Origin of the sequence: Bacillus pacificus (assembly GCF_020861345.1) — a bacterium.
In the GTDB taxonomy this organism is placed as follows: Bacteria; Bacillota; Bacilli; order Bacillales; family Bacillaceae_G; genus Bacillus_A; species Bacillus_A pacificus.
This window is the reverse complement of the sequence record NZ_CP086328.1, coordinates 3,620,893-3,647,159: the sequence shown is the minus strand read 5'-3', so window position 1 is coordinate 3,647,159 and position 26,267 is coordinate 3,620,893. Positions and strand designations below refer to the sequence as shown.

The window sequence follows — 26,267 nt, the reverse complement described above, 5'->3', positions numbered from 1 at the left end:
AAATACTTACTATAAAAACTGGGAATTATCTTTATGAGGAAGGGAGTAAAAAATATATGATATGGATTATCTTATTAAGTACTCTCGTTTGTATTGGTATTATATTTCTTCTTGTAATGTATACGGAAGCAACGCGTAATACGGTGCTAGAACATACTTTAATATTTGAAGAATTTCCGAAAAGTTTTCAAAAAGTAAATATATTCTTTATATCAGATATTCATAGAAGGGGCATTTCGAATTCGTTAATTGAACAAGTAAAAGGAAAAGTAGATCTTGTAATTATTGGTGGTGATTTAGCGGAAAAAGGTGTCCCTTTATCGAAAATCTCTGCAAATATACAAAAGTTAAGAGCGATAGCTCCTGTATATTTTGTATGGGGAAATAATGATTATGAGATTGAATATCATGAATTGGATGCTTTATTATTAGAAAATAATGTGAAAGTTTTAGATAATACAAGAGTTGTATTTGAGTCTGAATTAGGAGAGAAAATTTGTTTGCTCGGTGTAGATGATGTTGGTTTGAAACGTGATCGTTTAGATTTAGCGTTGGCTGATTGTAAGGAAGATGGTTTTCGCATATTAATTAGCCACAACCCTGATATAATAAATAAAATGTCTGGAAAAGAACAAATTTCACTTGTGTTAAGTGGACATACACATGGAGGACAGATTCGATTATTCCCATCTAAAAAATATTTAAAAGGTGGCGTATATAAGCATTCAAATATGACTCTTTTTGTTAGTAATGGGTATGGAACAACGTTGGTTCCACTTCGCTTCCGAGCACCTGCTCAAACACATATTATTACGTTATGCGGAGGGAAATGATGCCAACTCTAAACGGAAAATATAATATAAAAGCTGTTTCGAATATAATTGGAATTCAACCAAGTACGCTTCGTGCATGGGAAAGACGATATCAAATGATTGCCCCAAAGCGGAATCATGCGGGGCATCGATTATATACAGAAGAGCATATTCAAATTTTAAAATGGTTAATGGACAAGGTTTCTTCCGGCATGATGATTGGACAAGCAGTTCAATTATTAGAAGGGAATCGTTTGCAGAATAATGTTCAAAATGAAATACATTACGATAGAGAAGTTGTTTTAGTGGACGATATACTACAAGCTTTGTTAAAATTTGATGAAATTACAACTTCTGCATTGTTAAACGAGGCTTTTAGTATTTATGCAACAGAAAAAGTTATAGCAAGTATTGTTCTTCAAGTGTCAAATAAATTGTTAACGTTAAAAAATAACAATGAAGTTACAATGGTGCAATTCCAATATGTCGTATCATTTTTACAAACGCGTCTAGGGATGGTATATCATAATGCATCATCGTTTTCTTCTATACACAAAGTTGTCGTGTTAGAAAGTAATATGTTGAAAGGGTTTGTTTTCTCAACGTATTTACGATTAAAAGGATATGATGTGATATATATTCGGGCAAGCGTAGCGGAAGATAGTATTTCGTTAGCTGTTGAGCAAATAAGACCTAAATATGTAGTAATCTCTTTTGATGACGGACGAGAACGGAAGAACGTAATGAGCTATGTGGATTTTTTGCAAGAAAAAAATGAGAACCTTTCTGTTGGGATTATAGGAGAAATAGGTGCTCGAGATCAGTTGAACATTCAAACAAGCCTAATTGGTGATACGAAAGAAGAATGGGATAATTGGTTAAACATGTTAGAATAGTTGTTCGAAAAGAACCATCTATTTTCTATTTCATATAATAAAAATTATATTCATTGGTTGCGTAGGGAGGGTATGATATGAGGCTGGAACGATTAAATTACAATAAGATAAAAATTTTCTTAACATTTGATGATTTATCTGAAAGAGGATTAACGAAAGAAGATTTGTGGAGAAATGCACCGAAAGTACAGCAATTATTTCGTGATATGATGCAAGAAGCAAATAAAGAATTAGGATTTGAAGCGGATGGTCCGATTGCAGTTGAAGTATTTTCTCTACAAGCGCAAGGAATGGTCGTAATTGTAACGAAAGAACATCAAGAAGCGGATACAGATGATGAGTTCCGTGACGAGTTTATTGAAATGCAAGTGACTCTAGATGAAAGCGAGCATATCCTTTATGAATTTGCTACACTAGATGACGTAATTAACCTGTCGAATCGTTTATATAACCTTGATGTAACTGGCGGAAAATTATATACGTGGGATGGGCGTTTCTATCTTTGGATGGAAGAAGAGGAGCAAATTCAATTACTGAAGGCAGATTTTATAGCTATTTTAGCGGAATATGGTAATCCGTCTACAGCAACTATTTATCGTCTAATGGAGTATGGTAAAGAATTAATGGCTTCTCAAGCAATTGAACAAATACACAATTACTTTGTGAAAAAACAAAACCTTAGCTAATATAACCTAAGGTTTTTTTTTTATTGTACTTAAATGTATCTTTTCAAAGTGCTGTACATGAATAAAATAAAAAATATTTAAATATTTAAGTATTTTACTTTTCTAAAAGTAATAAAAGGACTATAATGATAGTGAAAACGCTTGCAACAGAAAATACTTTGTATATATTTGTTAGCGTTTTCTATTGCATTCCAAATTTAACGGTGTATACTAGGCAATGAAGGTTTACTAAACAAGTGAAATTACAGGGGGTTTACTTACTATGGTAGCCGAAAAGGGAACTCAAACAAAAACACAACAACAAAGGGAACAACATTTTGAACTATTGAATTCAACACAAATTGTTATCAGTGAAGCGTTAGAAAAATTGGGTTATCCAAACGAAGTATATGAATTATTAAAAGAACCAGTTCGTATGATGACAGTGAAAATACCAGTTCGTATGGATGACGGGACTGTTAAAATATTTACAGGATATCGTGCACAACATAATGATGCTGTTGGTCCAACGAAAGGTGGAATTCGCTTCCATCCGAATGTAACAGAAAACGAAGTGAAAGCACTTTCAATTTGGATGAGTTTAAAATGTGGTATTGTCGACTTACCATATGGCGGAGGTAAAGGTGGAATTATCTGTGACCCACGTGAAATGTCATTCCGTGAGTTAGAAAGATTAAGCCGCGGTTATGTACGAGCAATTAGTCAAATCGTAGGGCCGACGAAAGATATTCCAGCTCCAGATGTATTCACAAACTCTCAAATTATGGCATGGATGATGGATGAGTATAGCCGTATTGATGAATTTAACTCGCCAGGATTTATTACAGGTAAGCCACTTGTATTAGGTGGATCACATGGACGTGAAACAGCAACAGCGAAAGGTGTTACAATTTGTATTCGCGAAGCTGCAAAAAAACGCGACATTGATATTAAAGGTGCGCGCGTTGTTGTTCAAGGATTCGGTAATGCTGGTAGCTTCTTAGCTAAATTTATGCATGATGCAGGTGCAAAAGTTATTGCAATCTCAGATGCTTACGGCGCATTGCATGATCCAAATGGATTAGATATTGATTATTTATTAGACCGTCGTGATAGCTTCGGTACAGTAACAAAACTATTTAATAATACAATTTCAAACAAAGAATTGTTAGAACTTGATTGTGACATTTTAGTTCCAGCTGCAATTGAGAATCAAATTACAGAAGAAAATGCTAATGATATTAAAGCGAAAATTGTTGTTGAAGCTGCAAATGGTCCAACAACATTAGAAGCAACTAAAATTTTAACAGATCGCGGAATTTTACTTGTTCCAGACGTATTAGCGAGTGCTGGTGGGGTAACAGTATCTTACTTTGAGTGGGTACAAAATAACCAAGGTTACTACTGGACTGAAGAAGAAGTAGAACAACGTTTAGAAAAAGTAATGGTAAGATCATTTGATTCTATTTATGAAACAGCACAAGTTCGTAAAGTGAACATGCGCTTAGCAGCGTATATGGTCGGTGTTCGTAAAATGGCTGAAGCAAGTCGCTTCAGAGGTTGGGTATAATATTATATTGTGAGAAAACGTGATTCCTTTCGAGGGAATCACGTTTTTTTTGTTGAAGTATTAGAGTGAGGTGTTGTAAATGGGAGATGAAATGATGGAACGAGTAGAACAATTAGAAGAAAAGGTTAAGAGGTTAGAGGGAGAACTCGTAAAAACGAAGCAAGATCGAAAAGCAAGTACCGCTCGGGTGTTCGGAGAAGGATTATTATTTTTAATATTTGGTGCGGTTGTAGTAGGGCCGATTATCGCTTTTATATTGGTAATTATTAATTGGTTTGTTGAAAAATAAAATAAAAACAAAAAGAACGCTTGTTCTACACGAACAAACGTGCTATACTCTCCTTAGATAAACAAAACGGAAATGATTTTAAGGAGAGATAAATGATGAAAATGACAGTAGACCAAAGATTTATGATGCCAGCAGATGTTGTAGAACGAGTGGAAGTATTAAGAAACAAACAAAGTAAGCGCGGCACATTATTACAATCAGTAAATAAATTTTTCGGTTTAGATACGAAAGAAGATTGTGTTTGGTTTTACGGTTTTTATGGAGTTGCTGTAAGTATTTTATTATTTATGGTGTTCACATCAAATATTTTCGATTTTCTCTTTGCGTAAGAAATATGCTATAAGGACATTGCTACCGAATACATATATAAAGAAGTAAGGTAATCTTCTGAAGCGGGAGTTGGTAGTAATGGCGATGTTTCCTATAGAGCGTAACTATATTGGATATGGAAGTTCACGACCGGGTATTCCTCTTTCTAAAGTAAGGTTTATTGTAAGTCATGATACGGGGAATCCTGGTAGCAATGCGATTGGGAATCGGGATTATTTTAATGAAATACAGCCGAAAGCTTCGGCACATACATTTATAGATGACAAAACGATATTAGAAATTATTCCTATAAATGAAGTTGCCTACCATGTTCGATATGGTGTGCCGACAGATAATGACTTATATGGATATGATGCCAATAAGGCTGCCATTGGAGTGGAGCTTTGTTATGGCGGTGATGTTAACTTTTGGGAAGCATATACCCGTTTTACGTGGTATCATGCGTATTTATGTCAAAACTTCGGCTTGAATCCGAAAAAAGATATCGTATCACATAAAACACTTGACCCAGCTAGAAAGATTGATCCTGAAAATGTATTAGGGAAACAAGGTATTAAATTTCAGCAGTTTTTAGCAGATGTCTATCGGATGTACGTTTCGTTTAGATGACAAATATATGAAAAATGAATACAATAAAGATAGGTGCCTACTGCTGTAAGTAGGTTTTTTCTTGTTTTTATAAATAGTGTATTGGTAGAAGACTAGGAGTGAACCGAGTATGCAGAAAGAAACAGCTATTATAATTGGAGGCGGTCCGTGCGGATTAGCAGCAGCAATTTCGTTGCAAAAGGTAGGGATAAATCCGTTAGTAATTGAAAAAGGAAACATTGTAAATGCAATTTATAATTATCCAACTCATCAAACATTTTTCTCCTCTAGTGAAAAATTAGAAATTGGTGATGTAGCTTTTATTACAGAAAATCGTAAGCCTGTTCGAAATCAAGCGCTTGCGTATTATCGCGAAGTAGTAAAACGTAAATCTGTACGTGTAAATGCTTTTGAACGAGTGGAGAACGTTCAAAAAGATGGAGAAGCTTTTCAGGTTGAGACGACAAAGCGTGACGGAAGTAAAGAAGTATATATAGCGAAATATATTGTAGTAGCAACTGGATATTATGACAATCCAAATTATATGAATGTTCCTGGTGAGGAATTGAAGAAGGTAGCTCACTATTTTAAAGAAGGACATCCTTATTTTGATCGAGATGTAGTCGTTATAGGTGGGAAAAACTCGAGTGTAGATGCCGCTTTAGAGCTTGTGAAAGCTGGTGCGCGTGTAACGGTTTTATATCGCGGAAGTGAGTATTCACCAAGTATAAAGCCGTGGATTTTGCCAGAGTTTGAGGCGTTAGTCCGAAATGGTACAATTGACATGCATTTCGGAGCTCATGTGAAAGAAATTACTGAACATACATTAACGTATACAGTTGATGGCGAAGCATATACAATCCAAAATGATTTTGTATTTGCGATGACTGGTTACCATCCTGATCATAGTTTCTTAACAAAGATGGGTGTTCGGATTGATGAAGAGACAGGACGTCCAATTTATGCACAGGATACGATGGAAACGAACGCTGAAAATATTTTCATTGCAGGTGTAATTGCTGCTGGAAATAATGCAAATGAAATATTTATTGAGAACGGTCGATTTCATGGGGATGCGATTGCGCAAACCATTGCAACAAGAGAAATATAAAAAGAAGCTGTCGAAATAAACTTCGACAGCTTCTTTTTTAATCGTGCATAAACATGTTTTGGATTGCTTCATGAGAAGTTGTATTCTCTAATGCAACTAATAATTTAATACGTGCTTTTTGAGCGTTTAAACCGTATGTGAATACAATACCCATATCTTTTAATTGTTTGCCGCCACCTTCATATGAATATACATCTTGAACAATGCCATTGAAACAGCGAGAAACTAATACGACAGGAATTCCTTTATTTATTAGTCGCTCTAGACTAGGAAGTGTTCTTGGAGGTAAATTACCTTGTCCAAGCGCTTCAATAACAATCCCGTCTACCGGAAGATTTTCAATTGCTGCTAACAATGTATCGTCCATACCAGCGTACGCTTTTAGAACGACTACATTTTTAGAAACCTTATTTACTGAATATGTTTCGTGATGTACTAAAGCATGGTGGAATACAACACCACGTTTTGTTACCATACCAATTGGTCCATACTGTGGACTTTGGAATGTTGCTACATTACTTGTATGTGTTTTCGTTACGTTTGTAGCACAATGAATTTCGTCGTTTAATACGACTAAAACGCCTTTTTCGGCAGCTTCACTACTGCTAGCGACTTTTACAGCTGATAAGAAGTTATATAGACCATCAGCACCTAATTCATTGCTAGAGCGCATTGCGCCTGTTACAACGATCGGAATAGTTGCTTGTACTGTTAAATCTAAGAAATAGGCTGTTTCTTCTAATGTATCCGTACCATGCGTAATGACTACGCCATGAATGTTGTCTTGTTTTACTCTTTCATCAATGATGACTTGTAATTGTAACATTTCGCTCGGTGTCATATGAGGAGATGGTAGATGAAACACATCTTCAACGATTAAATCAACATCGCCTTCTAAATCCGGAATGAATTTTAAAAGAGGATTTTTTTCACCTGGTTGTACGACCCCAGTTTCTTTATCTTCCTCCATTGCAATTGTTCCACCTGTGTGTAAAACTAGGATTCTTTTCAATGCTTATACCCCTTTCAAGTAAAAAAATACATTTAGAACATAACATGTTTTGAGTAAATTCGACAATGGAAATGTATAAAAGTATGCCTCGAAAATGACAATAAAATGAAATGCTATATGTACGATGTATAAAATTACGAAACGAAATGTGCAAATACAGTATAGGAGGGAGCTATTACGTTGAAAAAGATGGAGAGAATGCTTATTCGTATATTAATAATACAATTCATTTGTCTTTCTGTTGTGCAATTGTTATTTATACATAAGTCATCAGTGAAATATTTATCTAAAATTGTTTATTATGAAGGTGTCATGGTAAAAAACAAAGCAGAAATCTTACGGGTGAATAGGTAGTTTTCATTTTCTTCTATGAAGGATTATGCTACAATAATTGAGGATTTAATGACGTGAAGCAAATGAGAAGAAGCAGGAGAATACCTGCTTTTCGTTTTGTTTTATAAGTGAAAAAATGAGGTGTTACAATGGATAAACGAATTTCAATTGCTATAGATGGTCCAGCAGCTGCTGGAAAAAGTACAGTTGCAAAAGTTGTAGCGAAGAAGCTTTCTTACGTTTATATTGATACAGGCGCAATGTATCGTACAATTACATATGCAGCCCTTGAGCAAAAAGTGGACATTGAAAATGAAGAGCAGTTAATGGAAGTTGTAAAAAATGTAAAAATTGAGTTTCAGCAAGGAGAAAATACACAACTTGTATTTTTAAATGGACAAGATGTTTCGGAAGTCATTCGTACACCTGAGGTGACGAATCGAGTATCAATTGTGGCAAAACATCGCCTTGTTCGTGAAGAAATGGTACGTCGTCAACAAGAGTTAGCAGAAAAAGGCGGCGTTGTAATGGATGGCCGTGATATTGGTACACATGTGTTACCAGATGCTGAAGTGAAGATCTTTATGCTTGCTTCTGTTGAAGAAAGAGCAGAGAGAAGACATTTAGAAAATATGAATAAAGGCTTCGATTCTAATTTAGAGCAGTTAAAAGAAGAAATTGCTCAGCGTGATAAATTAGATTCAGAACGTGAAGTTTCTCCTCTAAAAAAAGCTGATGATGCATTGGAATTAGATACAACTTCTTTATCAATTGAAGAAGTTGTCCAAAAGATTATGAGTATTGTTTCAGGAGTGTTTGCGAAATAAAGAAAGGGCATAGCCCCTTTCTTTTTTTATTTATGAAATGTAAAGGATACGTGAATTGTGAGTCTCTTTCCTTGACAAATAATCAGATTTGTAAGAAGTTAATAAAAGAAGGATAAAACTTTCAGAATATATTCGCTATTATATTTCAAAACATACTTTCTTCAAGATGATTTTGCTGTATACTATTTATATAGGTTTAATATATTTTCTAGTGAAATGTATGAAGCTTACGTATGTGATGATAAATTCTTAAACATGCAAATGAAAACAATTGTTTTCATTTCGTATATACATAAAAAATGCTTTGTCAATTCTGTAGGGAGGTATTTCCATGGTAGAGAAAATGAATGAAGAAGTTATGGATTCAAAAGAATTACAAGTTGGTGACGTTGTTACAGGTTCTGTAACGAAAGTTGAAGAGAAACAAGTGCTTGTAAATGTTGGATACAAAACAGATGGCGTAATTCCAATTAGTGAATTAGCTAACGTTCATATTGAAAAAGCAAGCGATGTTGTAGAATTAGATCAAATACTAGAATTAAAGATTATTAAATTAGAAGAAAATGATCTTGTCTTATCTAAACGTGCTGTTGATGCAGAAAAAGCATGGGTAGAATTACAAGAGAAATTTACTTCTGGTCACGTATTTGATGTTACCGTAAAAGATATCGTGAATGGTGGATTAGTTGTGGACCTTGGTGTTCGTGGTTTTATCCCAGCTTCACTTGTAGAAGTACATTATGTAGAAGATTTTACTGACTATAAAGGGAAAACATTAGCCGTGAAAATTGTTGAATTGGACCGTGAAAAAAATCGCGTGATTCTTTCGCATAAAGCGGTAGTAGAATTAGAACTAGATTCTAAGAAGAAAGAAGCAATTTCTTCATTAAAAGAAGGAGACGTTGTGGAAGGAACAGTACAACGACTAACGGATTTTGGTGCTTTCGTTAATGTTGGAGGTGTGGACGGTTTAGTTCATATTTCACAAATTTCACACGAACGTGTAGAGCAACCTTCTGAAGTATTAGAGCAAGGTCAAAAGGTAAAGGTGAAGGTGTTATCTGTGGATGCTGATACACAACGTATTTCTTTATCAATTAAAGCAGCTCAACCAGGACCTTGGGAAAATATTGCTGGTGAAGTAAAAGCTGGAGATATTCGTGAGGGAATAGTAAAACGTCTTGTTACATTTGGTGCATTCGTTGAAATTTTACCTGGCGTCGAAGGTCTTGTGCATGTATCTCAAATTGCAAATCGTCACGTAAAAAATCCAAATGAAGTATTGGAAATGGGACAAGAAGTAAAAGTGAAAGTACTTGAAGTTCATGTAGCAGAGAAACGTATTTCTTTAAGTATAAAAGAAGCGCTTGAGGAAAATAATGTAACTGAAGATTATAGTCAGTATGAACCGAATGCTGATTCTGCCACTTTCCAATTAAGTGACATTATTGGTGAACAACTGAAAAAATTAAAGAAATAAAGAGGGGTACAAGTGGTAAGGGCAAAACGTAAATTAGATCATATTGAATACGCTCTTTCTACTGGTCAGTCTCGTACGCATGGCTTTCATGATATTGATTTTGTGCATCAAAGCTTGCCAAATTCAAATTATGACACAATAACATGTGAAACAAAAATCGGCGAACTTTCACTAAGTTCGCCGATTTTTATCAATGCGATGACTGGTGGTGGAGGAGAGAAAACGTTACATATTAATGAGCAATTAGCATATGTAGCGAAACATCATAACCTTGCTATGGCTGTAGGTTCGCAAATGGCGGCGTTAAAAGATGAAAGTGAGGCAGCTTCTTATAAGATTATCAGAAAGGTAAATCCAAATGGTATTTTCTTTGCTAATTTAGGTAGTGAGGCAACTATCGAACAGGCAGAGCGTGCTGTTGATATGATTGAAGCGAATGCATTGCAAATTCATTTAAATGTCATACAAGAGTTAACGATGCCAGAAGGAGACCGTGACTTTACTGGTGTACTTCGGCGCATTGAGAAAATTGTTTTAAATAGTAAAGTTCCTGTCATTGTGAAAGAAGTTGGATTTGGGATGAGCAAGGAAACAATGCAACAGTTAGCGAGCATAGGTGTAACGGCAATTGATATTGGCGGACAAGGTGGTACGAATTTTGCTGCTGTTGAAAATGAAAGAAGACAGCGAATGCTTTCTTATTTTAATAACTGGGGCATACAAACAGCAACCTCGATTGTTGAAGCAACCTCTACAAATAATAACCTCTCTTTTATTGCATCTGGGGGTATACAAACAGCGCTTGACGTAGCGAAAGCAATCGCATTAGGGGCGAATACAACTGCTTTTGCTGGATACTTTTTACGCATTTTAATGCAAGATGGCATCGAGAAGTTAGTGGATGAAATTGATCTTCTACATACAGATTTGAAATTTATTATGACAGCTCTCGGTGCGAAGACGATAGAAGAGTTACAATCTGTACCTCTTGTTGTAAAGGGCGAAACGTATCATTGGTTAACACAGCGTGGTATTGATACGACGCATTATAGTAGGAGATAAAAAATCAACCGAACGGTTGATTTTTTGTATTCTATTCGTTTTAGTAATATAAGGTGAGGGATAGAATTAATATTCTATAAAAATAAAATTGTTAATATATATAAATTTTTTATTAAATAAGTTTTGATTAAAAATGTGGAAAGTTTGCTAATTAATTATTGAATAAGATTTAATTTTGCCAAGGGAAAAGAGAGAAGAATAGAAATAAATTGTAGAAAGATTCGCATGTGAAATATTATTTTGATATAAATAAAAAATATGAGGGATATGTAAAAGACGGTTTCGTACAATATCGAAACCGTCTTTTTGTATTCATTAGTGCTGATTTTGCTTACGAGCTTGCTCAGGTGTATCAAGTCCAGTTGCACCCGGATATTGTAGTGATTGGTCACGATCAGATTCAACGCGGCGAGATTCTCTTAGTTTTCGTTCTTGACGATCTTTACCCATAATGAATAGCACCTCCTTATTAAAAGTGTTGCTGTTATATGAAAAAACTATGCGCGAAGAAAGTGGATTAACTTTCATAAAAAGTTCCCATAATGGAAAACATAGGAGGTGAAATGATGGAAGGGAGTACTTTTTATTTTGTAGCTTGGATAGGGTGGATTGTCGTAACATTTTTTATGAAAAAGGACTCTATTCGGTGGAAGATAAGCGCCTGCATATTGATTTTTATTATTTGTTCTCCGTTACATGTAACGATTGCTTCATTCACGGTATCAGTAAATGCAATTTTACTTTCTGGTATAGCTTTTATAGGACTCACGCTCTATTCTATTTGGAAAAAATTATATAGCTTACTTTCGGCACTTATTATTGCAATGTTATATACAAGTTTTCATTTGTTAGAAGTATATGATCCAATTTGGATTGTGGTGGACAGGTTGTTTTTGTTAAGTAGTGCTCTTGTATATGCATCCGTTTTATTACATGAGGATCGCATATTACGACTATGTTCTCTTTATATAGGAATGTTGCAGGGAGAATTGTTTGTGACAATTATTTTTCGGAAACTGCATTTTCCTTACGATTACGGTAGTTTAGCGTTTTTTGATATCGTTGCTGTTTCTACATTATTCATAGCAATTTTATTTTGGATTGCGAAGGTCTCCGTACACATGGAACAGTTTAAGAGGAAAACACGTAAAAGAAAGGCGAGGGTAATACATGATTGAATATACACCGGCCATTTTATGCGGCGTAATAGCAGGGACAGTAACGAGAGTGCTTATGCTCCGGACAGATACGCGGCAATATCCGACGAGGCTCCACGGGAAAATTATTCATATTGCGATGGGGTTAATTGCGGCAGCTTTAGGAGCGATTGCGATTCCGTCTATATTGAAAAAAGATTTTTCTGCCATTACGTTTCTTACGTTAGCAGCAACACAGTTTCGTGATGTGCGTAATATGGAAAGAAATACATTGCAACAATTAGATGGTTATGAGCTTGTACCGCGTGGGAATACATATATTGAAGGAATTGCATTAGTTTTTGAAAGTCGCAACTATTTGGCGATGTTAACGTCGTTTGTAACGACGTTTGCTTATATAGGGTTCCGTTCATGGATTGCTGGAGTAGTTATGGCTATCATCGCATTTTTTATCGCGAAAAAATTAATGTCTGGTAAGAGGCTGCATGATCTTGTTGATATCGAGCATGTTCCACTTCGTTTTGAAGGAGCGGGGCTGTATATTGATAATATTTACATTATGAATATTGGATTGCCAGCAAGACAAGAGGAAATTATGAAGTATGGAATGGGTTTTATTTTAAGACCGAAATCAATTGATGCGATGGTGACAATCTCTAACTTAGGACAACGACAAGCTATTTTACATGATGTTTCTGTTGCTTTAGGAATTTATAGAGATTCTGGTACGCCGGCACTTGTACCGTTAGCAAAGCGTGATTTAGAGGATGGCAGGGTTGGAATCTTTGTCTTGCCACAAGATCAAGATGCGGAGAAAGCAATAGGTGTCATAGGGAACGTGCCGACGTTAGAAAGTGCTGTTCATATGTCATCGGAAGCTCCGAAAGGAAGGGGAGATAAGAGATGATGTTAGAAAGTGTAATTCTTGCAGTTATTACAACGACCCCGGAGAAATTTGCTGGTGGTGCTCCTCTGTTTACTTGTGAATCTAAAGAGGAATTAGAATTTGTTGCAAATAATTTAGAGGCAATTCTAGATGGCATTGCGCATCGCTTACAAGAGAATGTATATATTATTGTGAAACATTAGCAACGTGTGTTATAATGTGAGGTGTTTTGATACGTTGAGAAATATTCTGGAATGCAAATCCCTTCTTGCACAAAGAAGGGTTTTTTACATAATAAACAGAAGCAAGTTGAAAGGATGAAAGTATATGCCGAAACCAGTAATAGCAATAGTAGGCCGCCCGAACGTAGGGAAATCTACTATTTTCAATAGAATTGTTGGAGAGAGAGTTTCAATCGTAGAAGATATTCCAGGTGTAACGCGCGATCGTATTTATAGCGCTGGAGAATGGTTAAATCATGAATTTAACATTATTGATACAGGTGGAATTGATATTGGAGACGAGCCATTTTTGACACAAATTCGTCAACAAGCTGAAGTAGCAATTGATGAAGCGGATGTTATCATTTTTATGACAAATGGTCGTGACGGTGTAACAGCAGCTGATGAAGAAGTTGCGAAAATATTATATCGTTCAAATAAACCGGTTGTACTTGCAGTAAATAAAGTGGACAATCCGGAAATGCGCAGTGATATTTATGATTTCTATGCATTAGGATTTGGTGAGCCATTCCCAATTTCAGGTACACATGGATTAGGATTAGGTGACTTATTAGACGAAGCTGCACAGCATTTTCCAAAGATTGAAGAAGACGGATATGATGAAGATACAATTCGTTTCTCTTTAATTGGCCGTCCAAACGTAGGGAAATCATCACTTGTAAATGCTCTTCTTGGTCAAGAGCGTGTAATTGTTAGTAATGTAGCAGGAACAACTCGTGATGCGGTCGATACACCATATAGTAAAGATGGGAAAGATTATGTAATTATCGATACAGCTGGTATGCGTAAAAAAGGGAAAGTGTATGAAAGTACAGAAAAGTATAGTGTACTTCGTGCACTAAGAGCGATTGAACGTTCTGACGTTGTTTTAGTCGTTTTAGACGGTGAAGAAGGAATTATTGAACAAGATAAAAAAATCGCTGGATACGCTCATGATTCAGGGCGAGCTGTCGTTATCGTTGTAAACAAATGGGACGCAGTGAAAAAAGACGAGAAAACAATGAAAGCATTTGAAGAAAACATCCGTGCTCATTTCCAATTTTTAGATTACGCACCGATTGTGTTCTTATCTGCGAAAACGAGAAAACGTACACAAACGCTAATACCGGTTATCGATGAGGTAAATGAAAGTCATAGTATCCGTATTCAAACGAATGTATTAAATGATGTAATTATGGATGCGGTAGCGATGAATCCAACGCCAACGCATAACGGTAGTCGTCTGAAGATTTTCTATGCAACACAAGTTGCGGTAAAACCACCAACATTTGTTGTGTTTGTAAACGATCCAGAACTATTGCATTTCTCATATGAGCGTTTCTTAAAGAATCGTTTACGTGAATCATTTGGCTTTGTGGGAACGCCGATTCACATTATCGCTAGAGCAAGAGACTAATGGAGAGGATGTGATTTTATGACAAAAATCACAGTAGTTGGAGCAGGTAGCTGGGGAACAGCGTTAGCGATGGTATTAGCTGACAATGGGCATGATGTACGTATTTGGGGAAATCGTTCTGAACTTATGGATGAGATTAATACAAAACATGAGAATAGTCGATACCTTCCAGGGATTACATTGCCAAGCACAATCGTAGCCTACTCTTCTTTAGAAGAAGCATTAGTAGATGTAAATGTAGTACTGCTTGTAGTACCAACGAAAGCGTATAGAGAAGTACTACAAGATATGAAGAAATATGTAGCGGGTCCGACTACTTGGATTCATGCAAGTAAAGGAATTGAACCTGGTACATCAAAACGTATTTCGGAAGTGATTGAGGAAGAAATTCCAGAGGATTTAATTAAAGATGTTGTTGTACTGTCTGGACCGAGTCATGCTGAAGAAGTTGGGTTACGTCAGGCGACAACTGTTACGTCTGCAGCAAAGCGTATGGAAGCGGCTGAGGAAGTACAAGATTTGTTTATGAATAGTTATTTCCGTGTATACACAAATCCAGATATCGTTGGAGTTGAACTTGGTGGTGCGTTAAAAAATATTATCGCATTAGCTGCTGGGATAACTGATGGTCTTGGATTAGGTGATAATGCGAAAGCGGCATTAATGACGCGTGGTTTAACGGAGATTGCTCGTTTAGGAAGAAAAATGGGTGGAAATCCGTTAACGTTTGCTGGTCTAACTGGTATGGGGGACTTAATTGTAACTTGTACAAGTGTCCATAGCCGAAATTGGCGTGCTGGGAATTTGCTTGGAAAAGGACACTCTTTAGAAGAAGTGTTAGAAAGCATGGGTATGGTTGTGGAAGGTGTAAGAACAACGAAAGCTGCGCATGAATTGGCAGAGAAAATGGAAGTGGAAATGCCGATTACAGCTGCTTTATATGACGTCTTATTCAATGGGAATAATGTAAAAGATGCAGTAGGCTCATTAATGGGGCGTGTTCGAAAACATGAAGTGGAAGCTATACCTGACTTACTTTAAAGAAAAGCGACAGAAGTACAATTGTACTTCTGTCGCTTTTTATTTTTTTGGGTCTTTTCACCATTTTTTTATTTTTGCATAGGATGAAGAGTAACTTGAGGAGAGGGTGAAAAGAATGGATAACAACATTTTTAATAACATTGAAAAAGAAGCGAAAGTGAATAAAGAAGATATTTTTAAATTAGCATCATCTGTACAAAATGCGAATTTACGTGATGAGACTGTACTTCGTCAATTGATTCATCAAGTGGCTCTTATGGCAGGACGTGAAGTGCCGAAAGAACAAGAGGATCAAATTGTAAAAGCGATTATTAACAATAATATGCCGACAGATTTTGGCTCGTTAAGCAAAATGTTTAAAAAATAAAATATGAGAAACAAAGAGTTTGTAGATTGCATATGATAGCCATGAAAGTATGGGAATAGAGCTGTTTTGGGCATATTTGGTCAACCGAAGCGAGTGTATCACTCGCTTCGGTTTTATTTTTATCCCGCTTTAATGGGCAGTAAGACCCCCACCTCAAAATTCAGCGAAAGCAAAGAAGCTAGGTGGGGGATCAACTGCCCATTAAAGCCCGATTGGTCCAACTAATAATCAGTGGGGGATGAAGAACCCCCCTACTGATTAAAGTTTCACTTTATCTAGATTTGTAGTAAAATGTTCTTTTTGTATTTGTTTAAAGATTTTAATTTGTTAAAATAGTATAAAAATAGATTAATAAAAAGGGGGTGTGTATATGTCGGAAGGGCTTATAAAAATGTGGTTTGCTCTAGGGGCAATTGGATTTATGTTTTTTGCAGTAAGTTTTATTTTGCTAAGCAGATATAAAATAAAGAATAAATTTTTGAAAGGGATTACAGCGTTGGTAGCGTACACCCTTATGATTGTATCAGGAATTGTTATTTTTCTTGTTGTATTTAGTGGACCTGTACAGCAGTAAAGGGAATGGTACGGAGCGAGTTATATTAGTATGAAAAGGTGATTGCTAGTGAAAAAAGTCCATATTATTTTAATATTTTGTTGTATGAGCATTTTAACAGGATGTCTGTATCCAAAAGAAAATATGAAACAAAATGCTGTGCCTTATGAAGATCAGCTGCAGGTCGTTCAAAAAGCTGTTGCGACATTTAAGGAGCAAAATGACGGGATATTGCCAATTAAGACGCGGGATATGAATACGCCTATTTATCAAAAATATCCAATCGATTTTCAAAAGATTTCTCCGCGTTACATACAAGAAGCGCCAGGGAATGCCTATGAAAGCGGGGGAGTATATCAATACGTATTAATAGACGTTGAAACAAACCCGACAGTAAAGTTAATTGATGTGAGGATGGCTGAACAAATTCAGCAATTATCATTAAAGCTTAGGATGTATCGAGATGAACATCAATATCCACCATTTAAAAAGGTAATTTCAGATGGTGTGTATGAATTAGATTTCAAAAAACTTGGATATGAAGATGTACCGCAAGTGACAAGTCCGTATTCTGGTAAAGGACTTCCGTTTGTAATTAATGAAAAGGGAGAAATTTATGTTGATTATAGAATCGACTTATATGAAGCGCTGAAAAAAAACGAAGGACAATTTAAGGAGGGGGAAGATATTCGGAATATACTTTCGAAAGATTCTCCGTTTGTACCTGCGTATTCTTTACCGTATACGGTAAAGAATGGAGAACCAATTTTTTTAAAATCATAAGTCATGAACCTTTCTTTTAGTGAATAAGTTCTAGAAGAAAGGTTTTTTATGTTACACAACTTGCGATGCAAACAAAAGGTATTTTTTTAATAGTCATATGAAATTGGACAAAATTATATGATATATTGTCCGAACTTCTAGAATACCATTATATTATATCAGATATTATAGGCAACGTTAGAGAAGGTATTAGTTGACTATAAACGTGGAATTATTCCCAAAAATATTGAGGGAGGGAATCACTTGGAAAAGGTAGATATTTTTAAAGATATTGCGGAACGCACAGGCGGTGATATTTATTTTGGAGTTGTAGGAGCTGTTCGAACAGGGAAATCAACATTCATCAAAAAATTTATGGAACTTGTAGTTATTCCTAATATTGAAAATGAGTCTGACCGTCAAAGAGCGCAGGATGAACTACCTCAAAGTGCTGCTGGCCGTACAATCATGACGACGGAACCGAAGTTTGTTCCAAACCAAGCGGTTTCTATCGAAGTAGATGAAGGTCTTGAAGTGAATATTCGATTAGTAGATTGCGTCGGATATACAGTTCCAGGAGCAAAAGGCTATGAAGATGAGAATGGCCCGCGCATGATTAATACTCCTTGGTATGAAGAACCTATTCCATTCCATGAAGCTGCAGAAATCGGAACACGGAAAGTAATTCAAGAACATTCAACAATTGGTGTTGTAATTACAACAGATGGAACGATTGGTGAAATTCCAAGAAGAGATTATATAGAGGCAGAAGAACGCGTCGTAAATGAGCTAAAAGAAGTCGGAAAACCTTTCATTATGATCATTAACACTGTACAGCCGTATCATCCAGATACAGAGCAATTGCGCCAAAGCTTATCTGAAGAATATGATATCCCAGTCATTGCGATGAGTGTTGAAAGTTTAAGAGAAACAGATGTATACAATGTACTTCGAGAGGCGTTATTTGAGTTCCCTGTTTTAGAAGTGAATGTGAACCTTCCGAGCTGGGTAATGGTGCTAAATGAAGGGCATTGGTTACGCCAAAGTTATCAAGAAGCCGTTCAAGAGACTGTGAAGGATATAAAACGTCTTCGTGATGTAGACCGTGTCGTATGGCAGTTTAGTCAGTATGAATTTATTGATCGAGCGAGCCTAGCTGGCATTGATATGGGGCAAGGCGTAGCAGAGATTGATCTATATGCACCAGATGAATTATATGATCAAATTTTAAAAGAAGTAGTAGGGGTAGAAATTCGAGGGAAAGATCATTTATTGAAGCTTATGCTCGATTTATCTCATGCGAAAATAGAATATGATCAAGTGGCGGATGCCCTGCGTATGGTAAAACAAACAGGATATGGTGTAGCGGCGCCTGCGTTAGCTGATATGAGCTTAGATGAGCCAGAAATTATTCGTCACGGTTCAAGGTTTGGTGTGAAATTAAAAGCGGTAGCACCATCTATTCACATGATTAAAGTTGATGTGGAGTCCACGTTTGAGCCAATTATTGGTACTGAAAAACAAAGTGAAGAACTAGTTCGTTACTTAATGCAAGATTTTGAAGATGATCCATTATCAATTTGGAATTCTGATATATTTGGACGTTCGCTGAGCTCGATTGTTCGGGAAGGTATTCAAGCGAAACTATCTTTAATGCCAGAAAATGCGAGATATAAATTAAAAGAAACGCTAGAAAGAATTATTAATGAAGGATCTGGCGGATTAATCGCGATTATATTATAAGAAAAAATCCCTCTCATCGTAGAGGGATTTTTTAAATTTTCGCATACAAAATAGGAAAATAAACAGCCATTATCTAATATATTGTTGTAAATTGTCAAGTTTCATCAGATTTTCACATTTTAAGAGTAACAATTTCCTTAAAAATATTGAATTATAAAGGAGAATCGTATAATATAGGCGTTGATAATGATTTATCTACATCTTTGTAGTATAGAATTTGTAAAAATTGCCTACAAATGAAAGTAAGACTCATTTTATGATCATTATACAGTCTTATCTTTGGGAGGAGGTGAATGGCATGAACAAGACAGATTTAATCAATGCTGTTGCAGAAGCAAGTTCCCTTTCTAAAAAGGACGCAACAAAAGCAGTAGACGCTGTTTTTGATTCTATCTTAGAAGCTTTAAAACAAGGTGATAAAGTACAACTGATCGGATTCGGTAACTTCGAAGTTCGTGAGCGTGCGGCTCGTAAAGGTCGTAACCCACAAACAGGTGAGGAGATTGAAATCGCTGCAAGTAAAGTACCTGCATTCAAACCTGGTAAAGCGTTAAAAGATGCGGTTAAATAATCCTTACATATTAACAGGGAAGAAGAGTTTCCTTTTAGGAAACTCTTCTTTTTGCTTTTAAAAACATAAATATGCTAGAATGTGTTCGTATCACTTTTAGGTTTTCGGGAGGGCTAGCGGATGGCAAAAGTTAATTTAGAACAAATTGAACATGCAGTACGTCTTATTTTAGAGGCAATCGGAGATGACCCAAATCGTGAGGGAGTACTTGATACACCAAAGCGTGTTGCAAAAATGTACGCAGAAGTGTTCTCAGGTATGCATGAAGATCCGAAAGAACATTTGCACAAAGTGTTCGGAGAAGATCACGAGGAGCTTGTACTAGTAAAAGATATACCGTTTTATTCGATGTGTGAGCATCATTTAGTTCCATTCTATGGAGTTGCTCACGTTGCATATATTCCGCAAGGCGGAAAAGTGACAGGGTTAAGTAAATTAGCTCGTACTGTAGATACAATTGCACGTCGTCCACAACTGCAAGAACGTATTACATCAACAGTAGCGAACTCTATTATGGAAGTACTAGAGCCGCATGGTGTAATGGTAGTAGTAGAAGCGGAACATATGTGTATGACGATGCGTGGTGTGAAAAAGCCAGGTGCAAAAACAGTAACAACAGCAGTACGTGGTGTACTAGAAAATGATGCTGCAGCACGTAGTGAAATTTTATCTTTTATTAAAACGAAGTAAAGAAAAGTGGGAAACTGCTTTTCTTTTTTTTTTTTTTTTTAATAAATGATATAGTTTTAGCAAGGCAGAGTGAGAATAGAAAGGCTACTTAAAAGAATAGAAGATGTTATGTAGTTCGATAGAAGTTTGGAAAGAGTAGCCAAGTTTTGGTTATAGAAAATAGAGTGTATGTGTTATAATAAGTTTTATGAATTAGAAAACAAGGGTGATTTTTGTGTGTGACATCTACGGAGGGTATGCGGGTATAAGAGAGAAATTGATGGTGAAATTACGCCATCCTTATTTTATAAACTATATTGAAGAACCATTTATTGATGAAGAGAAAATAGCATTGTTATATGGTGCTTTAAAAGGTGCAAATTTACATATAAAACAAATTGAGCATTATGTAGTGACGATTATGCTTGTGCAAATTGCGCTTGATACACATGAAAGAGTATCGAATAAAGTAGGGGAAGAAGCGAATGAATCGCATAAGCGCCGCCAGTTAACAGTGCTTGCTGGTGATTATTATAGCGGGTTATATTATTACTTATTATCTATGAATCGTGATATTGTTTTAATTCGTGCGCTTGCTGAAGGAATTAAAGAAATTAATGAACACAAAATAATGTTATATCAAAAAGCGCATAAAACGATGGATGACATACTGGAAAGTGTAGTAACGATTGAGTCTGCACTTTTGCAAAAAACATGTGATCATTTTCATTTATCGCATTGGAAATCGTTTATAACATATGTATTAGGGAAAAATCGTCTCCAAAAAGAATGTGAATTACATGTTGAAAAACAGCATTCACCTGTTTTTCAAGCGGTTCAAGAGATTTTGAACGATAAAGCGGATGCAGAAACAGTTATGAATGGATGGATGATGGAACTCGGAAAGAAAGAAAATCAATTTTTAGAAAATCACACAGATATAAGCGAAATAAACTCTGTGTTAAGAGATAAATCGAAGACATAAGCAATTTTACATTGGAAGAAGGTACGAGCATGCAACAATCAAAAGAAGAAAGAGTACATGATGTATTTGAGAAAATCTCTGATAAATACGATGTAATGAATTCTGTAATTAGTTTTCAAAGGCATAAAGCGTGGCGTAAAGAGACGATGCGCATTATGGATGTAAAACCAGGTAGTAAAGCGCTTGATGTTTGCTGCGGGACAGCGGACTGGACAATTGCGCTAGCTGAAGCAGTGGGTGAACAGGGCAAGGTTGTTGGTTTAGACTTCAGTGAAAATATGTTATCTGTTGGTAAGCAAAAGGTAGAGGCTTTACAATTAAAACAAGTAGAACTTCTACACGGAAATGCAATGGAACTTCCATTTGAAGATAACACATTTGATTATGTAACGATTGGATTTGGTTTACGTAACGTACCGGATTATATGCACGTATTAAAAGAAATGACGCGTGTAGTAAAACCGGGTGGAAAAGTAATTTGTTTAGAAACATCTCAACCAACAATGATTGGTTTTCGACAAGGTTATATTTTATACTTTAAATATATCATGCCGTTATTTGGAAAGTTATTTGCGAAAAGTTATAAAGAATATTCATGGCTGCAAGAATCTGCTAGTACATTCCCAGGTATGAAAGAATTGGCTAATATGTTCGAAAAAGCTGGACTTGAACGTGTGCAAGTGAAGCCATTTACTTTTGGGGTAGCAGCGATGCATTTAGGTATGAAACCAGAATCAAAATAGAAAAAAGAAGTTTTAGGTTAAGGTGAACAATATGAAGTTACAACTTATGTACTCTTTTTTACGATCGGATATTAATGTGATAGAAAAAGAATTAAAAAAGACAGTTGCTTCTGAACAGCCATTAGTAGAAGAGGCGGCATTACAACTTATTGAAGCTGGTGGGAAGCGAATTCGTCCTGTATTTGTGTTGCTTGCAGGGAAATTTGGAGATTATAAGTTAGACGCAATTAAGCATGTAGCTGTTGCGTTAGAACTTATTCATATGGCTTCTCTTGTTCACGATGATGTTATTGATGCCGCGTTTTTACGACGTGGTAGTGCAACTGTGAATGCGAAATGGGGAGATCGTATTGCCATGTATACAGGGGACTATTTATTCGCTAAGTCTCTTGAATGTATAACGAATATTGAAATTCCAGAGGCACATCAGGCTCTATCGCATACCATTTTAGAAGTTTGTAAAGGTGAAATCGAACAAATTAAAGATAAGTATGACTATGACCAAAATTTAAGAACATATTTAAGAAGAATAAAGCGAAAAACCGCATTATTAATTGCTGCAAGTTGCCAACTAGGAGCAATTGCTGCTGGCGCTAATCGTGATACAGTAAGTCGTCTGTTTTGGTATGGCTATTTCGTAGGGATGTCGTATCAAATTATTGATGATATTTTAGACTTCGTTTCCACAGAAGAGAAACTTGGAAAACCTGCTGGTGGTGATTTATTGCAAGGAAACATTACGCTTCCTGCTCTATATGCTATGGAAGATCCGGTTCTTTGTAAGAAAATCAAATCTGTACATGAAAATACAACAGCGGACGAAATGAAAGAAATTATTGAGGCTGTAAAAAATAGTGATGCTATTGATAAAGCATTTGCGTTTAGTGAACGTTATTTACATAAAGCATTAGAAATTATAAAACCACTCCCACGTGGACAAGCAAAGTATGCATTACAAAATGTAGCAAAGTATATTGGGAAACGAAAATTTTAGTGTTTTTTCTAAAAAATAAAATAATCTCTCTATTTCAAAACTATTGCACAATTGTGATAAGGGTGTTAATATGTGTGTGGGGATATACAATTACATACATAATTCAGAAGTGGAGAGATTTTTTATGGAAAAAACATTTCTAATGGTTAAACCAGACGGTGTACAACGTGCCTTCATTGGGGAAATTGTAGCTCGTTTTGAGAAGAAGGGCTTTCAATTAGTTGGTGCAAAATTAATGCAAGTCACTCCGGAAATTGCTGGACAACATTATGCTGAGCACACAGAGAAACCTTTCTTTGGTGAATTAGTAGACTTTATTACATCTGGCCCTGTATTTGCAATGGTATGGCAAGGTGAAGGTGTAGTAGATACAGCTCGTAACATGATGGGTAAAACAAGACCACATGAAGCAGCTCCTGGAACAATTCGTGGAGATTTCGGTGTAACTGTTGCGAAAAATATTATCCATGGTTCTGATTCGTTAGAAAGTGCAGAGCGCGAGATTGCTATTTTCTTTAAAGAAGAAGAATTAGTTGACTACTCAAAATTAATGAATGAATGGATTTACTAATTATTTTGAAATAATTTGTAAACGCTTTAATCACTGTGATAATAGTAGAAAGTGCAAGGAGAATAGGGGTATTCTTCTTGCACTTTTTTTATTTCTATTAGTTACGAAGTTAGAGCTGTTATGATATATTGATATGTAAAGTAACGGCCTATCGGAGAATAAGCGAATGGCTGATGTATTCATAACTCTTTCATATTTTTAGAGTAATGAAAGATAATATTATTGCTTAATATAGCGAGATAAATACATATACGAAAAGAGGAATAACGTATGCGATATATTACAGCTGGTGAATCTCATGGTCCACAACTTACAACGATTATAGAAGGTGTTCCGGCCGGACTACCATTAGTAGCGGATGATATAAATGAAGAGTTAGCTAGAAGGCAAAAGGGATATGGGCGCGGTAGACGCATGCAAATTGAAACAGATCAAGTGCAAATTGTAAGTGGTGTTAGACATGGAGAGACATTAGGTTCTCCAATTGCGCTTGTTGTCGAAAACCGTGATTTTGCACATTGGACAAAAATTATGGGTGCAGAGCCGTTAACGGAACAAGAAGAAAAAGAAATGAAAAGGAAAGTAACAAAACCAAGACCTGGACATGCTGATTTAAATGGTGCGATTAAATATGGTCATAGAGATATGAGAAATGTACTGGAACGTTCTTCGGCTCGCGAAACGACAGTACGTGTTGCTGCTGGTGCGGTTGCTAAAAAAGTGTTGGCAGAACTTGGTATTGCAGTAGCAGGCCATGTAATTGAAATTGGTGGTGTACAGGCTAAGGAGACTACGTATCGTTCAATTGAAGAATTAAAAAGTATTACAGAAGCATCACCTGTACGTTGTTTAGATGAAGAAGCTGGTAATCAAATGATAAAAGCAATTGATGATGCGAAATCAAATGGTGATTCAATTGGTGGCATCGTTGAAGTAATTGTGGAAGGAATGCCGATTGGAGTAGGAAGCTATGTGCATTATGATCGAAAACTAGATGCAAAATTAGCAGCCGCAATGATGAGCATTAATGCTTTTAAAGGTGTTGAGATTGGAATTGGTTTTGAAGCAGCGCATAGACCGGGCAGCGAAGTTCATGATGAAATTGTGTGGAATGAAGAGCATGGATATACAAGAAGAACAAATAACGCGGGTGGCTTAGAAGGCGGTATGACGACTGGAATGCCAATTGTTGTACGCGGTGTGATGAAACCGATACCTACACTATATAAACCGTTGCAAAGTGTCGATATTGATACGAAAGAGCCTTTTACAGCAAGTATTGAACGTTCAGATAGTTGTGCTGTTCCAGCAGCTAGTGTCGTTGCAGAAGCGGTTGTAGCTTGGGAATTAGCCACAGCTCTAATAGAACAATTCGGATTAGATCGTATGGACCTTATTCGTGAAAATATTGAGAGACATAATGAATATGCGAGGGGATTTTAATGGGAAACATACATATTCAAACGAAATCAAAAGAATATGATGTATATGTAGGGAAAGAATCGTTGTCACATTTGACAACGATTGTTCAAAATATGAAGCCATCTGTATCAAACATCATGATTATTTCAGATGAAGCTGTTGCATCTTTACATTTACAGACGGTTGTAGATGCGTTGCAAATAGAGCAAAAAGTATTTTCATTCGTTGTACCGAGTGGTGAAAAAGAGAAGTCCTTTGAAAATTTCTATGCGGCTCATACGTCAGCTCTTGAAAATAAATTAGATAGAAATTCTTTAATTATCGCACTTGGAGGCGGGATGATTGGAGACTTAGCTGGTTTTGTTGCTGCGTCATTTATGCGTGGAATTCGCTTTGTTCAAGTTCCGACGACTTTATTAGCTCACGATAGCGCAGTAGGTGGGAAAGTAGCAATCAATCATCCGTTAGGTAAAAATATGATAGGTGCATTCCATCAACCAGAAGCAGTCGTATATCATACACCGTTTTTACAGTCTCTTCCTGAAAAAGAGTGGCGCTCAGGTTATGCAGAAGTGATAAAACATGCTCTAATTGGTGATGTAAAACTATATCATTGGCTAAAAGAAGAAGTGCAAACATTAGCAGATCTTCGTGATGAGAAATTAATCCACATATTAACGAAGGCGATTCCTGTAAAGGCAAACATTGTAGCACAAGATGAAACAGAAAAAGGTGTACGTGCTCATTTGAACTTTGGACATACGTTAGGTCATGCTCTTGAAAAAGAACTAGGATACGGAAATATTACTCACGGTGACGGAGTAGCGGTTGGAATGTTATTTGCTATATTCTTAAGTGAGCAAGTGTATAAGGTTAATCTTGCTTATGAAGAGATGAAGCAGTGGTTTTTAAAGTACGGTTATCCAAAAATGCCAAGTGATTTGAATGTAGAACGCCTCGTCGGGTTGATGAAACAAGATAAGAAAGCGAATGCTGGAGCAATTCATATGGTACTTATGCAGGAATATGGGGTAGTGAATGTCGTATCTATTCCAGATGAGACTGTTCATATTGCGTTAGAGGCATTTCAAAAGGATATGGTTTAAGAGCTAAGGAGTGCTTGTTTCAAGGTGTCCTCGTAATAGTGACGGTTAAGATAAACGATTGCAGTGAGAGATTATAACCTCATT

Annotated in this window: 31 protein-coding genes; 29 read left to right on the top strand and 2 right to left on the bottom strand. The window is 36.2% G+C overall.

The window, feature by feature from the left end:
• Positions 1–56 precede the first annotated feature (56 nt).
• The 8 genes from LMD38_RS18915 to LMD38_RS18880 all read left to right on the top strand — a co-directional run bounded on the left by LMD38_RS18915 (position 57) and on the right by LMD38_RS18880 (position 6,261).
• The gene (locus tag LMD38_RS18915; protein WP_016717009.1) at positions 57–833 is read left to right on the top strand and encodes a metallophosphoesterase; all 777 of its coding nucleotides are present in this window, start codon (positions 57–59) and stop codon (positions 831–833) included.
• Positions 833–1,708 carry a MerR family transcriptional regulator gene (locus LMD38_RS18910; protein WP_061184007.1) on the top strand — a complete coding sequence of 292 codons (876 nt, stop codon included), beginning with the start codon at positions 833–835 and terminating at the stop codon, positions 1,706–1,708. The genes LMD38_RS18915 and LMD38_RS18910 overlap by 1 nt, the downstream gene beginning before the upstream one ends.
• 77 nt (positions 1,709–1,785) lie before the next feature.
• A complete protein-coding gene (locus tag LMD38_RS18905) occupies positions 1,786–2,394 on the top strand; it encodes a genetic competence negative regulator (protein WP_001235392.1) in 609 nt (202 codons plus the stop codon).
• Positions 2,395–2,656: 262 nt separating this feature from the next.
• Entirely contained in the window at positions 2,657–3,943 is a 1,287-nt protein-coding gene (gudB, locus tag LMD38_RS18900; RefSeq protein WP_000225176.1) for an NAD-specific glutamate dehydrogenase, read from the top strand.
• Positions 3,944–4,022: 79 nt separating this feature from the next.
• Positions 4,023–4,232, top strand: a complete 210-nt coding sequence (locus tag LMD38_RS18895; protein WP_014893180.1) for a hypothetical protein — start codon at positions 4,023–4,025, stop codon at positions 4,230–4,232.
• Positions 4,233–4,324: 92 nt separating this feature from the next.
• Complete coding sequence (locus tag LMD38_RS18890; protein ID WP_001983018.1) at positions 4,325–4,561, top strand: DUF3961 domain-containing protein; 237 nt, start codon at positions 4,325–4,327, stop codon at positions 4,559–4,561.
• Between the two features lie 79 nt (positions 4,562–4,640).
• A complete protein-coding gene (locus LMD38_RS18885; RefSeq protein ID WP_001240643.1) occupies positions 4,641–5,171 on the top strand; it encodes a peptidoglycan recognition protein family protein in 531 nt (176 codons plus the stop codon).
• A 109-nt stretch (positions 5,172–5,280) separates the two neighbouring features.
• Positions 5,281–6,261 carry a YpdA family putative bacillithiol disulfide reductase gene (locus LMD38_RS18880; RefSeq protein WP_016717012.1) on the top strand — a complete coding sequence of 327 codons (981 nt, stop codon included), beginning with the start codon at positions 5,281–5,283 and terminating at the stop codon, positions 6,259–6,261.
• A 37-nt stretch (positions 6,262–6,298) separates the two neighbouring features.
• Here the strand turns inward: LMD38_RS18880 and ansA are convergent, their stop codons facing one another.
• Positions 6,299–7,273, bottom strand: coding sequence for an asparaginase (gene ansA, locus LMD38_RS18875; RefSeq protein WP_000822020.1), 975 nt, complete (start codon positions 7,271–7,273; stop codon positions 6,299–6,301).
• Positions 7,274–7,453: 180 nt separating this feature from the next.
• Here ansA and LMD38_RS18870 point away from each other — a divergent pair, with 180 nt between their 5' ends.
• From LMD38_RS18870 to LMD38_RS18855, 4 genes are all read left to right on the top strand, one after another.
• Complete coding sequence (locus LMD38_RS18870; protein ID WP_014893178.1) at positions 7,454–7,627, top strand: YpfB family protein; 174 nt, start codon at positions 7,454–7,456, stop codon at positions 7,625–7,627.
• 128 nt (positions 7,628–7,755) lie between these two features.
• A complete protein-coding gene (cmk, locus tag LMD38_RS18865) occupies positions 7,756–8,433 on the top strand; it encodes a (d)CMP kinase (protein ID WP_000361265.1) in 678 nt (225 codons plus the stop codon).
• A gap of 331 nt (positions 8,434–8,764) precedes the next feature.
• Positions 8,765–9,913: a 30S ribosomal protein S1 gene (gene rpsA, locus LMD38_RS18860; RefSeq protein WP_000229551.1), complete on the top strand. Its 1,149-nt coding sequence runs from the start codon at positions 8,765–8,767 to the stop codon at positions 9,911–9,913.
• Positions 9,914–9,925: 12 nt separating this feature from the next.
• On the top strand, positions 9,926–10,975 hold the full coding sequence (locus LMD38_RS18855) for a type 2 isopentenyl-diphosphate Delta-isomerase (protein WP_000251031.1): 1,050 nt from the start codon (positions 9,926–9,928) through the stop codon (positions 10,973–10,975).
• Between the two features lie 315 nt (positions 10,976–11,290).
• Here the strand turns inward: LMD38_RS18855 and LMD38_RS18850 are convergent, their stop codons facing one another.
• Complete coding sequence (locus tag LMD38_RS18850; RefSeq protein ID WP_000513900.1) at positions 11,291–11,425, bottom strand: YpzI family protein; 135 nt, start codon at positions 11,423–11,425, stop codon at positions 11,291–11,293.
• Between the two features lie 116 nt (positions 11,426–11,541).
• On the opposite strand from LMD38_RS18850, the gene LMD38_RS18845 reads away from it, so the two are divergent.
• The 17 genes from LMD38_RS18845 (at position 11,542) to aroB (ending at position 26,183) form a co-directional block, all read left to right on the top strand.
• Positions 11,542–12,153, top strand: coding sequence for a YphA family membrane protein (locus LMD38_RS18845; RefSeq protein WP_228920376.1), 612 nt, complete (start codon positions 11,542–11,544; stop codon positions 12,151–12,153).
• Positions 12,146–13,039, top strand: coding sequence for a YIEGIA family protein (locus LMD38_RS18840; protein WP_000575281.1), 894 nt, complete (start codon positions 12,146–12,148; stop codon positions 13,037–13,039). Before LMD38_RS18845 ends, LMD38_RS18840 begins: the two co-directional genes overlap by 8 nt.
• On the top strand, positions 13,036–13,221 hold the full coding sequence (locus tag LMD38_RS18835; protein WP_000979051.1) for a capping complex subunit for YIEGIA: 186 nt from the start codon (positions 13,036–13,038) through the stop codon (positions 13,219–13,221). Before LMD38_RS18840 ends, LMD38_RS18835 begins: the two co-directional genes overlap by 4 nt.
• A 124-nt stretch (positions 13,222–13,345) precedes the next feature.
• The gene (gene der / locus LMD38_RS18830) at positions 13,346–14,656 is read left to right on the top strand and encodes a ribosome biogenesis GTPase Der (protein ID WP_001125892.1); all 1,311 of its coding nucleotides are present in this window, start codon (positions 13,346–13,348) and stop codon (positions 14,654–14,656) included.
• Between the two features lie 18 nt (positions 14,657–14,674).
• Positions 14,675–15,697 (top strand): NAD(P)H-dependent glycerol-3-phosphate dehydrogenase, encoded by a 1,023-nt coding sequence (locus tag LMD38_RS18825; protein ID WP_000161775.1) that lies wholly within the window; start codon positions 14,675–14,677, stop codon positions 15,695–15,697.
• 115 nt (positions 15,698–15,812) lie between these two features.
• Positions 15,813–16,064, top strand: coding sequence for a stage VI sporulation protein F (locus tag LMD38_RS18820; RefSeq protein ID WP_000369754.1), 252 nt, complete (start codon positions 15,813–15,815; stop codon positions 16,062–16,064).
• A gap of 370 nt (positions 16,065–16,434) precedes the next feature.
• On the top strand, positions 16,435–16,638 hold the full coding sequence (locus LMD38_RS18815; RefSeq protein ID WP_001288995.1) for a DUF2768 domain-containing protein: 204 nt from the start codon (positions 16,435–16,437) through the stop codon (positions 16,636–16,638).
• 48 nt (positions 16,639–16,686) lie between these two features.
• Positions 16,687–17,400 (top strand): hypothetical protein, encoded by a 714-nt coding sequence (locus tag LMD38_RS18810; RefSeq protein ID WP_228919919.1) that lies wholly within the window; start codon positions 16,687–16,689, stop codon positions 17,398–17,400.
• Between the two features lie 243 nt (positions 17,401–17,643).
• Complete coding sequence (gene spoIVA / locus LMD38_RS18805; RefSeq protein WP_000416519.1) at positions 17,644–19,122, top strand: stage IV sporulation protein A; 1,479 nt, start codon at positions 17,644–17,646, stop codon at positions 19,120–19,122.
• Between the two features lie 298 nt (positions 19,123–19,420).
• Positions 19,421–19,693, top strand: a complete 273-nt coding sequence (locus LMD38_RS18800; protein WP_001043860.1) for an HU family DNA-binding protein — start codon at positions 19,421–19,423, stop codon at positions 19,691–19,693.
• Between the two features lie 120 nt (positions 19,694–19,813).
• On the top strand, positions 19,814–20,383 hold the full coding sequence (gene folE, locus LMD38_RS18795; protein ID WP_001151482.1) for a GTP cyclohydrolase I FolE: 570 nt from the start codon (positions 19,814–19,816) through the stop codon (positions 20,381–20,383).
• Positions 20,384–20,597: 214 nt separating this feature from the next.
• Positions 20,598–21,347 (top strand): heptaprenyl diphosphate synthase component 1, encoded by a 750-nt coding sequence (locus LMD38_RS18790; protein WP_016717014.1) that lies wholly within the window; start codon positions 20,598–20,600, stop codon positions 21,345–21,347.
• A gap of 29 nt (positions 21,348–21,376) precedes the next feature.
• Positions 21,377–22,090 carry a 2-heptaprenyl-1,4-naphthoquinone methyltransferase gene (gene menG / locus LMD38_RS18785; RefSeq protein WP_001187662.1) on the top strand — a complete coding sequence of 238 codons (714 nt, stop codon included), beginning with the start codon at positions 21,377–21,379 and terminating at the stop codon, positions 22,088–22,090.
• 31 nt (positions 22,091–22,121) lie between these two features.
• A complete protein-coding gene (gene hepT, locus LMD38_RS18780) occupies positions 22,122–23,084 on the top strand; it encodes a heptaprenyl diphosphate synthase component II (protein ID WP_000776070.1) in 963 nt (320 codons plus the stop codon).
• A 124-nt stretch (positions 23,085–23,208) separates the two neighbouring features.
• Positions 23,209–23,655 carry a nucleoside-diphosphate kinase gene (gene ndk, locus LMD38_RS18775; RefSeq protein ID WP_000415885.1) on the top strand — a complete coding sequence of 149 codons (447 nt, stop codon included), beginning with the start codon at positions 23,209–23,211 and terminating at the stop codon, positions 23,653–23,655.
• A gap of 270 nt (positions 23,656–23,925) precedes the next feature.
• Positions 23,926–25,098, top strand: coding sequence for a chorismate synthase (gene aroC, locus LMD38_RS18770; RefSeq protein WP_016717015.1), 1,173 nt, complete (start codon positions 23,926–23,928; stop codon positions 25,096–25,098).
• Positions 25,098–26,183: a 3-dehydroquinate synthase gene (gene aroB / locus LMD38_RS18765; RefSeq protein WP_016717016.1), complete on the top strand. Its 1,086-nt coding sequence runs from the start codon at positions 25,098–25,100 to the stop codon at positions 26,181–26,183. The genes aroC and aroB overlap by 1 nt, the downstream gene beginning before the upstream one ends.
• The last annotated feature ends 84 nt before the right edge of the window (positions 26,184–26,267 follow it).